The sequence below is a fragment of the Streptomyces hundungensis genome, assembly GCF_003627815.1.
GTDB lineage: Bacteria > Actinomycetota > Actinomycetes > Streptomycetales > Streptomycetaceae > Streptomyces > Streptomyces hundungensis_A.
The window spans coordinates 5,417,727-5,430,831 of record NZ_CP032698.1; the positions used below are offsets into that span (position 1 = coordinate 5,417,727).

General features: G+C 71.2%; 12 protein-coding genes, 1 tRNA gene and 1 pseudogene. 5 read left to right on the forward strand and 9 right to left on the reverse strand.

Going from position 1 to position 13,105, the window contains the following annotated elements; translation table 11 throughout:
* Positions 1–6: 6 nt before the first annotated feature.
* The 4 genes and pseudogenes from DWB77_RS24050 to DWB77_RS24065 all read left to right on the forward strand — a co-directional run.
* A pseudogene (locus tag DWB77_RS24050) lies at positions 7–1,356 on the forward strand (SPFH domain-containing protein); the annotation flags it as partial.
* A gap of 249 nt (positions 1,357–1,605) precedes the next feature.
* Positions 1,606–2,205, forward strand: a complete 600-nt coding sequence (locus DWB77_RS24055; RefSeq protein WP_120723218.1) for a lytic polysaccharide monooxygenase auxiliary activity family 9 protein — start codon at positions 1,606–1,608, stop codon at positions 2,203–2,205.
* 521 nt (positions 2,206–2,726) lie between these two features.
* A protein-coding gene (locus DWB77_RS24060; RefSeq protein ID WP_246033784.1) for an IS5 family transposase occupies positions 2,727–3,535 on the forward strand; the annotation gives its coding sequence in 2 pieces (ribosomal slippage) (positions 2,727–3,075 and positions 3,075–3,535; 810 coding nt in all).
* 267 nt (positions 3,536–3,802) lie between these two features.
* On the forward strand, positions 3,803–4,741 hold the full coding sequence (locus DWB77_RS24065; RefSeq protein ID WP_120723219.1) for an SGNH/GDSL hydrolase family protein: 939 nt from the start codon (positions 3,803–3,805) through the stop codon (positions 4,739–4,741).
* A gap of 154 nt (positions 4,742–4,895) precedes the next feature.
* Here DWB77_RS24065 and DWB77_RS24070 read toward each other — a convergent pair whose 3' ends face one another.
* Together DWB77_RS24070 and DWB77_RS24075 are read right to left on the reverse strand one after the other, a co-directional pair.
* Positions 4,896–6,503 (reverse strand): MFS transporter, encoded by a 1,608-nt coding sequence (locus DWB77_RS24070; protein WP_120723220.1) that lies wholly within the window; start codon positions 6,501–6,503, stop codon positions 4,896–4,898.
* 102 nt (positions 6,504–6,605) lie between these two features.
* Positions 6,606–7,070, reverse strand: coding sequence for a group II truncated hemoglobin (locus DWB77_RS24075; RefSeq protein WP_120723221.1), 465 nt, complete (start codon positions 7,068–7,070; stop codon positions 6,606–6,608).
* Positions 7,071–7,094: 24 nt separating this feature from the next.
* Here DWB77_RS24075 and DWB77_RS37950 point away from each other — a divergent pair, with 24 nt between their 5' ends.
* Positions 7,095–7,391, forward strand: a complete 297-nt coding sequence (locus tag DWB77_RS37950) for a hypothetical protein (protein ID WP_162952604.1) — start codon at positions 7,095–7,097, stop codon at positions 7,389–7,391.
* Between the two features lie 133 nt (positions 7,392–7,524).
* Here the strand turns inward: DWB77_RS37950 and DWB77_RS24080 are convergent.
* From DWB77_RS24080 to DWB77_RS24110, 7 genes are all read right to left on the reverse strand, one after another.
* A tRNA-Lys gene (locus DWB77_RS24080) sits at positions 7,525–7,598 on the reverse strand.
* A gap of 71 nt (positions 7,599–7,669) precedes the next feature.
* Positions 7,670–8,428: an IclR family transcriptional regulator gene (locus DWB77_RS24085; protein ID WP_120723222.1), complete on the reverse strand. Its 759-nt coding sequence runs from the start codon at positions 8,426–8,428 to the stop codon at positions 7,670–7,672.
* Between the two features lie 211 nt (positions 8,429–8,639).
* Positions 8,640–9,398: an amino acid ABC transporter ATP-binding protein gene (locus DWB77_RS24090; protein ID WP_120728169.1), complete on the reverse strand. Its 759-nt coding sequence runs from the start codon at positions 9,396–9,398 to the stop codon at positions 8,640–8,642.
* Positions 9,399–9,411: 13 nt separating this feature from the next.
* Positions 9,412–10,062, reverse strand: coding sequence for an ectoine/hydroxyectoine ABC transporter permease subunit EhuD (gene ehuD, locus DWB77_RS24095; protein WP_120723223.1), 651 nt, complete (start codon positions 10,060–10,062; stop codon positions 9,412–9,414).
* Complete coding sequence (ehuC, locus tag DWB77_RS24100; RefSeq protein WP_120723224.1) at positions 10,059–10,718, reverse strand: ectoine/hydroxyectoine ABC transporter permease subunit EhuC; 660 nt, start codon at positions 10,716–10,718, stop codon at positions 10,059–10,061. The genes ehuD and ehuC overlap by 4 nt, the downstream gene beginning before the upstream one ends.
* Positions 10,715–11,593, reverse strand: coding sequence for an ectoine/hydroxyectoine ABC transporter substrate-binding protein EhuB (gene ehuB / locus DWB77_RS24105; protein WP_120723225.1), 879 nt, complete (start codon positions 11,591–11,593; stop codon positions 10,715–10,717). The genes ehuC and ehuB overlap by 4 nt, the downstream gene beginning before the upstream one ends.
* 76 nt (positions 11,594–11,669) lie before the next feature.
* Entirely contained in the window at positions 11,670–13,070 is a 1,401-nt protein-coding gene (locus DWB77_RS24110; RefSeq protein WP_120723226.1) for an amidase, read from the reverse strand.
* Positions 13,071–13,105 lie beyond the last annotated feature (35 nt).

Below are 13,105 nucleotides of genomic sequence, written 5' to 3' on the forward strand. Positions count from 1 at the left end.
AGCAATCCCGAGCCCGGTGTGGGTGGGGACGCGGGTGGGGTGGATGCGGGGGCGCGGATTTCGCTGCCTCAGCTCGCCAACTCCGGTGTGGGGGAGCAGGGTTCGACGACCGCCGCCCGTACCCCGACCGCGCCCGTCCCCGACGCGCCCGCCGCCCCCGCGGTTCCTCCTGGTCCCGCGCTCATTCCGGTGGACGCCGGGCGCAGGGTGGCGGTGATCCGCAGTGAGAACACGGCCGAGATCCCGGTGCACCTGCTGTTCCGCGACGACACCGGGCCCGTCCCGCTCGTGCCGGGCGCCGGCGCCGACGTGGTCGGTACGGGCCTCGGGGGCGGGGAGCGGCCGGGTCCGGGGGCGCCGGCCGCCCGGTCAGGCGCGCGGCCCGGTGCGCGGCCGCCCCGGCAGGCGGGGCCGCGGGCCGCGGTCCCCGCGCCGGCCAGACCCGCGACGCCCGTCGACCCCCGGATCGCGGAGCGGCCGGGCCCCGTGGTGGCCGGCCCGGTGGCCGTCGCCGTCGGACTCCTCGCGTTGGCGGGCTGCGCGGCGGTGCTCTGCTGGACGGGTGTGCTGCCCCCGGGCCTCGCCGTGTTGCTGCGGCTGCCCGCGTACCCGTACCGGGGGATCCGGCTCGAACAGTGGGGGCTGCTCGCCGTCGGGGTGAGCGTGATGGTCCTCGCCTTCGGCGGGCTCGGCCGGGGCCAGGTCGGCCATGCCTGGGTGCTGTCGCTGTTCGGCGACTACCGGGGCAGCGTGCGGCGCACCGGCCTCGTGTGGATGAGCCCGTTGCTGCTTCGCCGCCGGGTCGACCTGCGGCTCCGGCACTGGCGCAGCGAGCCGTTGGGGGTGGTCGACGCCAACGGCACGGCGCTGCGGGTGGTGGTGCTGGTGGTGTGGCGGGTCCGGGACACCGCGCGGGCCACGCTCGCCGTCGCCGACCACGAGAGGTATCTGCGCGAACAGGTCGAGGCGGCGATGGCCCGGGTGCTCTCCCAGCTCCCCGCCGACGCCTTCCACGAGGACGCCCCCACCCTGCGCGACGTGGAGGCCGTCGGGGACGCGTTGACCCGGGTACTGAAATCGGAGACGGAACCGGTCGGCATCGAGCTGTACTCGGCGCAGCCGACCCGGATCGAGTACGCGCCCGAGGTGGCGGCGGCGATGCGCCGCCAGCGGGTCGCGGCCATCGACGCCCGGCACCGGGACGCGGTGCTGACCTCGGTGGTGGACGCGGTGGACGACACCGTCCACCGGCTGACCTCGCGAGGTCTGGTGGAACTCGACGCCTACGAGCGCAAGGCGCTGGTGAAGGACCTGACGGTGGCCTTCTACACGGGGAGGGGGGCGGGGGAGGGGTGAGGGGTGAGGGGTGGGCCGCGCCTCCTCGGAGGGTTCTGCCTCGGCTGGGGGGTGCGGCGGTCCGCCCCGGCCGGGTGTTCGGCCTCGGCTGGGTGGGTGTGCTCCTTCGGACTCATCTCGTTGTGTTCTTGGCCTGGACACGTCCAACTCCCATCAATAATCTGGTACTTGGTCTAGACCGGAACCTGAACTACCGCGCGCGTGCAGCTCCATCCCCGGAACTCCCCCACGTTCTCCAGGAGTGACAGCATGCGAAAGAAGCAGCGGCTCGGTGCCGCTGTGGTGGGGCTCGCCGTCGCCGGCGTGTCCCTGCTCGCGACCGGCAGTGCGAGCAGCCACGGCTACACCGACCAGCCGATCAGCCGACAGAAGCTCTGTGCCAACGGCACGGTCAGTGGGTGTGGCGACATCCAGTGGGAGCCACAATCCGTCGAAGGTCCCAAGGGGTTCCCGGCGGGCGGACCCCCCGACGGTGCGATATGCGCCGGCGGCAACAGCAGATTCGCCGAGCTGGACGACCCGCGGGGCGGTACGGGGTGGCCCACGACCAAGCTGACGGGTGGTCAGAGCTACACGTTCCGCTGGCAGTTCACCGCGCGTCATGCGACGACGGACTTCCGCTACTACCTCACCAAGCAGGGCTGGAACCCGGCCCAGAAGCTGACCCGGGCGGCGCTCGACACGCAGCCGTTCCTCATCGTGCCGTATGGCGGCAAGCAGCCGCCGGGCACGCTGTCGCACCAGGGGGTCATTCCCTCGGGGCGGAGTGGGCGGCATGTGGTGGTGGCGGTGTGGACGATTGCGGATACGGGTAACGCGTTCTACGCGTGCTCGGACGTCCAGCTCTGACGTCCCGTCCCGGGGGGGTTCGCCCACCCACCCACCCACCCGTGCGGCGGGTTGGACGGTTCGGCCCCCTGGGGCTCCGCCCCAGACCCCGGGGGTCCGCCCGCCCACCCACCCGTGCAGCGCGTTGAACAGGCTGACCCCCTGGGGCTCCGCCCCAGACCCCAGGCACTTCGCCCACCCACCCGCCCGTGACGGGGGCTGGTCGGTTCCGGCCCCTGGGGCTCCGCCCCAGACCCCGTATCGCGCCTGAAGGGCGCTCGTCCTCAATCGCCGGACGGGCTGAGGTGCTGGCCAGCACCGAGTAGTTAAGGGGCGCGGGGAACTGCGCGACCAGCCACCCACGGTCCGCAGACGAAAACGGGTTTTCTTGGGGGCGCGAGGAACTGCGCGAAAAGCGACCACGGCCCGCAGACCGAAGGGCTTTTAGGGGCGCGGGGAACTGCGCGAGAAGCGACCACGGCCCGCAGGCCGAAGGGCTTTTAGAAGCCATCTCATTTGGGCGACTCGGTATTCTGTGAGTCATGGTGGGGATCGTTGAGCGTCTGGTGCCGGACGAGTTGTGGGAGTTGTTCCAGCGGGTGGTGCCGGAGGCGCCGTCGAGGCCGCAGGGCGGTGGTCGGCGTCGGCACGGGGACCGGGAGGTGCTGGCCGCGATTGTCTTCGTGGCCACGTCGGGTTGTACCTGGCAGCAGCTGCCTTCGGCGTCGTTCGGGCCGTCCGGAGCGACCGCCCACCGGCGGTTCTCGGAGTGGTCGAAGGCCAGAGTGTGGGCCAAGCTCCACCGCCTGGTCCTCGACGAACTCGGCGCCCGCGGCGAACTGGACTGGTCTAGGTGCGCGATCGACTCGGTGAACATGCGGGCCCTGAAAAGGGGGACCTGACGGGTCCGAATCCTGTCGACCGGGGCAAGTACGGCTCGAAGATCCACCTGATCACCGAACGGTCCGGTCTGCCCATATCCGTCGGAATCTCCGGGGCCAACCTGCACGACAGTCAGGCCCTGATCCCGCTCGTGAAGGGCATCCCGCCGATCCGCTCGCGCCGCGGCCCGCGCCGCCGCAAGCCCAGCAAACTCCACGCCGACAAGGGCTACGACTACGCCCACCTGCGGCAATGGTTACGCGAACGCGGCATCACCCACCGCATCGCCCGCAAGGGAGTCGAGTCCTCGCAACGGCTGGGCCGCCACCGCTGGACCGTGGAACGCACCATGGCCTGGCTCGCCGGCTGCCGACGACTCCACCGCCGCTACGAACGCAAGGCCGACCACTTCCTCGCCTTCACCAGCATCGCCTGCACCCTCATCTGCTACCGCCGACTCGCCAAATGAGATGACTTCTTAGGGGCGCGGGGAACTGCGCGACCAGCCACGCACGGTGTGAGGACGAAGGAGGGTTAAGGGGCGCGGGGAACTGCGCAAAAAGCGGGCGGCCCGCAGGTCGAGAGCGGGTTCAGGGGCGGCGCGGGGCCCTGCGCAAGCAACCCCGCACGACCCACAGGCGGAAGGGACCGGAGGGCACCCCGCACACTGCCCGGAACGGGTGAATTGTGCGCAAGCATCCCCCCACACCCCCCACCCCAATGCGTGGATGGAACCGTGAACCCCCGCCTCCTCCTCACCGCCCTGCTCACCGCAACCTCCACCCTCCTGAGCACCCCCACCCCGGCCCCGGCCATCCCCTTGCCCAGCACCCCCCACATCAGCCCCACCCCCGACTTCCACGAATACGTCGCCCTCGGCGACTCCTGGTCCGCCGATGTCACCGTGCTCGGGATCGACCACACCTACGCCCCCTCCGGCTGTGCCCAGAGCGCCTGGAACTACCCCAAGCAGGTTGCCGCCCGGCTCGGCGTGCGGGTGTTTCGGGATGCCACGTGTGGGGGTGCCACCACCGTGGAGATGACGGCGCCGCAGAACGTCGGCCACGTACCGCTGCTCGCGCAGGGCGTGAACCCGGCCCAGTTCGACCGGCTCACCCCTACCACCGACCTCGTCACCGTCGGCATCGGCGGCAATGACGTCGGTCTCGCCGACACCGCTCTCGGGTGTCTCAACCCGCTGCCCGCCCCGCTGGCCCAGCCGTGCCGGACGAGGTTCGCCGGGCCCGGTGGCAGGGATCTGATGTCCCAGCGGATCGCCGGCGCCAAGTCCCGGATCAGTGGCGTGCTGGCGGGTATTCACCAGCGCTCGCCCCGGGCCACCGTGCTGGTCGTGGACTATCTCGCCGGGGTCGCCGACGACCACGGGTGCTACCCGGTGGTGCCGATCCTCGACGAGGACCTCGCCTGGTTCGGCGCCCGGCTCAGGGAGTTGAACGGCATGCTCGCCTCCGCCGCGCGCGAGGGCGGGGCCACCTTCGTCGACACGTACCGGGGGAGTGTGGGCCACGACGTGTGCGCGCCCGACGGCATCAGGTGGGTCGAGGGTCTACTGCCGCTCTCCACCCACCCGGTGGGGCCCGCCGTCTCCTTCCACCCGAACCGTCTCGGCGCCGATCACCAGGCCGCAACTGTCCTTAGCATGTTGGGTAGTTGAGGCCAGGCGCGTGGCCTAGTGGACGCGTTTGGGCGTGTTTAGGCGCTACGTATCCCGAAGGGCCGGTCATCGCGGAGATGACCGGCCCTTCGGGATGTACGGGCGGGATGTACGGCGCAGGTACGGCGGCAGGTACGGCGGCGCGTCCGCGCGGTCACCTCACCGCTTCCGCGACCCGGCCCCCGACAACCTCCTCGCCCGCCACGGCCTCACCCCGCGCCTCCCCCCGCGCCTCCCCCTGCGCCTCGGCCGCCGCCTTCGCCGCCGCCGCGGGGCCCCGCAGCATCCCCGCCGCCAGCACCGCCGCGAGCACCAGGAGCAGCGTGCCGCCGACGGCCGCGTACTGCATGCCGTCCACGAACGCGTCCCTGGCGACGGTGGCCAGTGCCCGGTCGGCGCCGGCGACGGCCGCCCCCAGGGTTTCGCGGGCCGCGGCCGGGGCCGAGGCGGGCATGTCGGAGCGGTAGACCGCAGTGCCGATCGAGCCGAGCACCGCCATGCCGAGCGCCCCGCCGAACTCCTGGCCGGTCTCCAGGAGCGAGGCCGCCGAGCCCGCCTTCTCGGCCGGGGCGGAGGCCAGGGCCATGTCGGAGACCAGGGCCATCACCGTCACGATGCCCATGCCCATGACCGCCGTGCCGGCCAGCACCGTCCACAGTGAGTCGGTTCCGGCGAGCGCCATCAGGGCGAATCCGAGGGCGCCGATGGCGAAGCCGGCGGCGATGACGTAGGCCCGGTTCACCTTCTGCGCCACGGCGGACGCGGCCGGGGCGGTGGCGCCGATGGCGAGCGAGGGGGCGACGCTCCACAGGGCGGCCCGCAGGCTGCTCATGTCGAGCACCGACTGGAGGTACTGGGTGGTGAAGTAGGCCGAGCCCATCATGGCGAACGCGGCGACGCTGTTGAGCGAGATCGCGGCGCCGAAGCCACGGCCCGGGCGGAAGAGTTCACGGCTGATCATCGCGTCGCGCCGGGTGAGTTGACGGCGTACGAACACGGCACCGAGGAGCAGGCCCACCGCGACACAGACCGTGCTCGTCGTGGAGAAGCCGTCGACCGCGAACTCCTTGAGCCCGTACACCACCGGCAGCACCGCGCCCATCGACAGCGGCACGCCGAGCAGGTCGAACCTGCCCGGGGCCGGGTCCTTGAACTCCGGTACCAGCAGGGGCGCCAGGATCAGGAGCAGCACCATCGCGGGCACGTTGATCAGGAAGACCGAGCCCCACCACAGGTGTTCCAGCATGACCCCGCTGAGCACCGAGCCGAGCGCGATCCCGCCCGCCATCGCGCCGGACCAGATGCCGATGGCCTGCCCGCGCTGCTTGTCGTCGCGGAACATGTTGCGGACCAGGCCCATCGTCGAGGGCATCAGGGTGGCTCCGCCGACGCCGAGCAGCGCACGGGAGGCGATGAGCATGTCCGCGCTGGTGGCGTACGCGGCGGTCACCGAGGCGAGACCGAAGGCGGCGGCTCCGATCATGAGCAGTTTGCGGCGGCCGATCCGGTCGCCGAGCGAGCCCATCGTGATGAGCAGCCCGGCGAGCGCGAAGGCGTACACATCGATGATCCACAGCTGCTGGGTGGCGGAGGGGTCGAGCTCGCGGCTGATGGAGGGGAGCGCGAAGTACAGGACGGAGACGTCCATCGAAACGAGGAGGAGAGGCAGCAGGAGGACGACGAAGGCCGTCCATTCCCTGCGCCCGGCGCGCAGTCCCGCGCCGGTGGTGGTGCTCGCTGTGGTGCTCGTCGCGTTCGTCATGACAGCAATGTACGAGCGTCTTAAACGCTTGTCTAGTACTAGCGTTTAAGACGTTCGTATGGATCGTGTCGACGGTCCTTTATGCGGCGGAATCTTCCGTTGTCAGCCGGCCGGCTCCCAGGGTGGGGTCTGGTTCCAGCCCCACTTCGGGACGGGTACGTCGGCCGACGCCGGGGGCGGGTTGGGGCCGGAGTAGACCAGTGCCATCCGGGTGCCCCACTCGATGTAGTACGCGAAGACGGCACGGAACTCGGGGTCGTCCGGCAGCTCCGCCTCGTCGGCGGCGTCCATCAACAGCTCGACCCAGCGCCGACGTTGCTCCTCGGTGACGCCGTGCCCCTTGTGCATGGTCGCCATGTGGGCGTGGCCGCCGTGCTGCGCGCTGTACTCGGCCGGCCCGCCGAACACCTCGGCGAGCCACACCGCCACGAGATGGGGATGCTCGGGACTCGCGTGCGCGAAGACCGGAGCGAGCAGGGGGTCCTTGTGGACCTGCCGGTAGAACACTTCGGTGAGGCGCTCCAGGGCGGCCTGGCCGCCCATCCAGGCGTACGGGGTCTGCGTCATTGCGGGTCCCTCCGGGAAGCGGTGGTGTCCAGGGCGCCCAGCGTCACACGCGCCTCGACCACGCGTACGGGGAAGCCCGCGCGAAGTCCCCGCGTTCGCCAGGGGCGTGACCGGCGCCGGGCGCGGGGTCGCGTACGCGAGACGACCCTGGCTGCGACCGACCCGCGCCAACGGTTCCGGTTCCGCTACCAGGAGCTGCGCCTTCTCGCGGAATCCAACGGCCGGATGTTCCTCATCCCCGGGGACTGGGAGCCGTCCTCCGGCAGCGTGCTCGTCCTGCCGGCGGACGCGGCCGTCCGGGTCAGCTTCAGCCCGGGCTAGACCGGCCTCGGCAAGGGAACGCACGGGCACCGGCTCGGGGCGAAGGCACGGGCACCGGCTCGGGGCGAGGGCACTCGCCCCGAAAAGGACCAAGGGCGTCCTCCCCGAAGGGAGAACGCCCTGGTCACAGACGTGCGCCGCCAGGGACTCGAACCCCGGACCCGCTGATTAAGAGTCAGCTGCTCTAACCAACTGAGCTAGCGGCGCCTGCTGACAGAGAAAATACTACCTGCTCCCGCAGGGTGCTTCCGACCACCCCGGCCGGGCGTGCGGGCCGCTCAGATGGCCAGGGAGAGCACCACGGGGGCGGCCCGGCGGTTGAGGGTGTCGGCTGCGGCGCGGAGCCGGTGGGCGTGCTCGATCGGCAGGGACAGGGCCAGGCATCCCACGGCCGAGCCCGCCGTCAGGGGAACGGCCGCGCAGACCGTGCCGACCGCGTACTCCTGGAGGTCGAGGACGGGCACGGTGGCGGGCTGGCTGTCGAGCTTGGAGAACAGGACCCGCTCACTGGTGATCGTCCGGGAGGTGAGCCGGGCGATCTTGTGGCGGGAGAGGTGGTCGCGGCGGCCGTTCTGGTCGAGCTGGGTGAGCAGGCACTTGCCGACCGCGCTCGCGTGCGCCGCCGACTTGAAGTCGACCCACTCGTTCACCTTCGGCGCGCGCGGCCCGTCCGCGTACTGGGTGATCTTGACCTCGCCGTCGATGTACCGGCTGATGTAGACCGCCGCGCCCACCGAGTCGCGCAGCGAGGTGAGGGTCTCCTGGAGCTTGGTCTCCAGGGCTTCCTGGCGGGTGGCGCCCGACCCGAGCAGGACCATCGAGTCGCCGATCACATAGGCGCCGTCGGCCACCTGCTCGACATAGCCCTCGCGGCGCAGCATCAGCAGCATGGAGGTCAGATGGGCGGTCGGCAGACCCGTCTCGCGGGCGATCTGGACGTCGGTGACGCCACTGCCGTGCCGGGAAATCGCCTCGAGCACCCGCAGGACGTACTGCACCGAATGGAACGGCGCGGTGGGCTCTGGTTTCAGCGCCACGGATTCCCCCTAGCAGGTCGAGCTGCGAAGGTGGCAGGTCTGCCGTTCCACGATAGCCGCCAAGACCCGTTTCTGGTGGGGGTGTTGACAAGATTGGTGGCGCGTTCCAGGGCTCTGTGCTGGGACGCGCCACCGTGGCATATGCCAGAGGCACGATCGGGGGGCGCTCGGATGGCCGGAACGTGAGGTCAGCGCCGTGCACGGCGCGTGGTCAGGCGATCGCGCCGAGGAACTCCCGGGTGCGCTCGTGGTCGGGGTCGCCGAAGATCTTCTCGGGCGGACCGGATTCGATGACCTTGCCCGCGTCGAACATCATCACCTCGTCCGAGATGTCCCGCGCGAAGCTCATCTCATGGGTGACGCAGAGCATCGTGATGTCGGTGGTGCGGGCGATGTCGCGCAGCAGGTCCAATACGCCCGCGACCAGCTCCGGGTCGAGCGCGGAGGTCACCTCGTCCAGGAGCAGCACCTCCGGGCGCATCGCCAGGGCCCGCGCGATCGCCACCCGCTGCTGCTGACCGCCGGAGAGCTGGGCGGGCTTGGCGTCCCGCTTGTCGCCGAGGCCCACCAGGTCGAGCAGTTCGCGCGCCCGCTCCTCGGCCTCGTCGGCGGAGAGGCCCAGCACCCGCACCGGCGCCTCGGTGATGTTGCGCAGCACGCTCATGTTGGGGAACAGGTTGAACTGCTGGAAGACCATGCCGATCTTCTTGCGGGCCTCCCTGCGCTCCTTCTCGCCGGCCGGGTAAAGGCGCGTCCCGTTGACCTGGATGGTGCCCGAGTCCGGGGTCTCCAGGGTCATGAGCAGCCGCAGGATCGTGGTCTTGCCGGAGCCCGAGGGGCCGATCAGGGTGACGTGCTTGCCCTTGCGGGCGCTGAAGCAGAGGTCGTCGAGGACGGTGTTGTCGCCGAAGCGCTTGGTGACGTTCTCGAAGCGGATCAGTTCGGCGCCGGTCTTGTTCTGCACGGGCATCTCGATCTGGGTGTCAGCGGACAAGGCGGCGCTCCAGGGATCGTACGAACAGCGAAGCCGGATAGGCGATGAGGATGAAGGCGACGCCGACGACGGTCAGCGGCTCGGTGTACTGGAAGGTGCTCGCCCCCGCGAGCCGGGACTGCTGGAGCATCTCCAGGACGCTGATCCCGGCGAGCAGCGGGGTGTCCTTGAGCATGGAGATGACGTAGTTGCCGAGCGCGGGCGCGATGCGGCGGACGGCCTGCGGCAGGATCACCGCGAACCAGGTGCGGTGCGCGGGCAGGCTCAGCGCGGTCGCCGCCTCCCACTGGCCCTTGGGCACGGCGTCGATGCCGGCCCGGTAGACCTGTGCGGTGTACGTCGAGTAGTGCAGCCCGATCGCGAGGATGCCGGTGGTCAGGGCCGAGAACTTCACGCCCCACTCCGGCAGCACGAAGAAGAGGAAGAAGAGCTGCACCAGGAGGGGGGTGGTGCGGATGAACTCCGTGATCAGGTTGACCGGCCAGCGCACGAAGCGGCTCGGGGCCCGGAAGGCCAGTGCCCACACCAGGCCGAGGGAGAAGGAGATGAGGGAGCCGAGCGCGAGGATCTGAAGCGTGGTGAGCACGCCGTCCCCGAAGCGCGGCATGAAGTCCCAGACGGCGGACCAGTCCCAGTTCACGGTGTGCTCACCCCCAGATTCGCCTTGGTGCGGCGTTCGAGAGCCTTCATGCCGCGGGTGATGGCGAAGGCGAGGACGAAGTAGATGACGAGGGTGACCGAGTAGATCTGGGCGCTGTCCTGGGTGGCCAGGCGCACCAGATACGCCGCGAAGGACACGTCGCCCACCCCGAGCAGCGAGACCAGGGCGGTGCCCTTGAGGAGTTCGACCAGCAGGTTGCAGAACGGCGGGATCATCTCCGGCACCGCCTGCGGCAGCAGCACGAGCCGCAGCCGCTGCCAGGGGGTGAGGCTGAGCGCGATGCCGGCCTCGCGCTGGGCCGGTGCCACCGAGTTCAGCGCGCCGCGCACGATCTCCGCGCCGTACGCGCCGTAGGACAGGCCGAGCGCGAGCACCGCCGCCCACATCGGGACCAGCTGCCATCCCGCGAGCGGCGGCAGCACGAAGAACAGCCAGAACATCAGGACCAGGGCCGAGGTCCCGCGGAAGATCTCCGTGTACGCGGCCGCGAGGAAGCGCACCAGGCGCGAGCGGTGGGTGCGGGCCAGGCCCACCCCGAAGGCGACGACGGCCGCCAACGCCGAGCTGTAGACGGTGAGTTGGAGGGTGATCCAGATGCCCGGCAGCACCCAGTGCTGCCACAGTCCCGCCGTCATCGGCACAGCTCCTTGGCGGTCAGCGTGGTCATCTCGTCCTGGGTGAAGCCGAAGGGCTTCAGGATCCGGAAGAGTTCGCCGCTCCGTTTCATGCGGTGGATCTCGGCGTTGAAGGCGTCGCGCAGCGCGCCGTCGGCGGGGCGGAAGGCGAAGCCGCCGCCGTCGATCTTCTTCTTGCCGTCGACGACGGTCGCGAACGCCTCGGTGGCCTCGGCCTTCGCGCTCTTCCTGGCGACCTCGCGCACGGTGAGCGCGGTGCCCGCGAACACGTCGACGCGCCCCGACTCGACCGCGTTCAAGCCCGCGACCTGGTCCTGGAGGATGACGATGTCCTTCTCGGGATAGCCGGCGGCGACCGCGTGGCCGATCTCGGCGTACCCGGTGCCGGTCGCGAACCGCGCCTTGGCGCGGACCACGTCCTCGTAGCCGCGCAGGTTCTTGGGGTTGCCCTTGCGGACGAGGAAGGCGTCCAGCATCTGGTACTCGGGGTCGGCGAAGAGGACCTGGGCGCAGCGTTCCTTGTTGATGTACATCCCGGCGGAGACGACGTCGAACTGCTGGGAGTTGAGGCCGGGGATGAGCGAGGAGAAGTCGGTGGCCACGGGCTGTACGTGGCCGATGCCGAGCCGCTTGAAGATCACCTTGGCGAGTTCGGGGGCCTCACCGGTGAACTCCCCCTGCTCGTTCACATACCCGTACGGGACTTCGCCGGCGATACCGAGCCGTACCGAGCCCCGCGACTTCAGGCGCGCGAGCGCGTCGCCCTGCGGGACGCGGGAGCAGGCGGCCGCGCCGGTGAGCGCGACGGCGGCGGCCCCGGTGAGCAGGGTGCGCCTGGGTATGGAGGGTCTGGGGCGTGAGGTAGCTCGTGCCATGGCGGCGCGGCTACCCCCCTTTACTCGGCCCATGCCCCCCAGTTTTCGGGGTGGTGCGCGGGTCCGCCCGCCGGGCTCACCCGCGCGGGGCGGCGGGGAAGACCGCCGCGGCCCGCAGCACGGCCCGCTCCCCGTAGCGCGCCGCGATGAGTTGGAGGCCGATGGGCAGGCCGTCCGCGTCCGTGCCGACGGGGACCGTCGCGGCCGGCTGCTGGGTCAGGTTGAACGGATACGTGAACGGCGTCCAGCCCGTCCAGCGCTGAGGCCCCGGGCCGGCCGGCGCCTCCCGGCCCGCCTCGAACGCGGTGATCGGCAGGGTCGGCGTCGCGAGGACGTCGTAGCGCCGGTGGAAGCGGGCCATGCGCCGGCCGAGCTCGATCCGGGCCTCCTGGGCGGCGAGCAGATCGAGGGCGGAGAGCCGCGCGCCGCGGGCCGCGATGGCGCGGAGCCCCGGATCGAGCAACGCCCTTTGTCCTGGGCTCAGTTGGGCGACCAGACGGGCCGCCCCCGCGTTCCACAGGGTGTGGAAGGCGTCGATCGGGTCCGCGAAGTCGGGGTCCATCTCCTCCACGTACGCGCCGAGCTCCGCGAGCCGGGTCACCGCGGCCCGCACCGCCGCGGCCACCGCCGGGCGCACCGCGACCTGGCCGCCGAAGGAGGGCGAGTAGGCGATGCGCAGCCCCTTCACACCGGCCGCCGCGTCCTCGGCGAGAGCCGCCGCACAGGAGTGGGCCGGGGGTTCCAGGGCGGTCGGGTCGCGGTGGTCGGCCCCGCTGATCACGTCGAGGAGGAGCGCCAGGTCCGCCGCGTCCCGGGCGATGGGGCCCACGTGCGACAGGGTGCCGAACGCGCTCGCGGGGTGCAGGGGGACCCGGCCGTACGTCGGCTTGAGGCCGAACACCCCGCAGAACGAGGCCGGGATGCGGATCGAGCCCCCGCCGTCCGTGCCGAGCGACAGGGGCGCCGCCCCGACCGCGACCGCCGCCGCGCTGCCCCCGCTGGAGCCGCCCGCGGTCCGCGCGGGGTCGTACGGGTTGCGGGTGACGCCGGTGCGCGGCGAATCGGTGACGCCCTTCCAGCCGAACTCGGGGGTGGTCGTCTTGCCGACCAGGACCGCCCCATGCTCGCGAAGGCGTGCGACCGAGGGCGCGTCCTCGTGCCAACTCCCTCGCTCGGAAGTGGTGTTGGAGCCCTTCAGGGTCGGGCCTCCGGCCTGGAGCAGGGTGTCCTTGACGGACACCGGCACCCCGTCGAGGAGCCCCACGGGCTCTCCCGCCCGCCAGCGCTCGGTGGCGGCGCGGGCCTGGGCCAGGGCCGGTTCGGTGTCGACGCGTACGAACGCGTTGAGGCGGCCCCGCACCTCCTCGATCCGGGCCAGGACCGCCCGGGTCGCGTCCAGTGGGGAGAAGGTGCCCGCCCGGTAGCCGGACAGGAGGTGACGTGCCGTCATGTCGATGAGTTCGCTCGGCTCGGTCATGCCTGGGGTCGTACCCATGCGGGCGTCCGCTCACA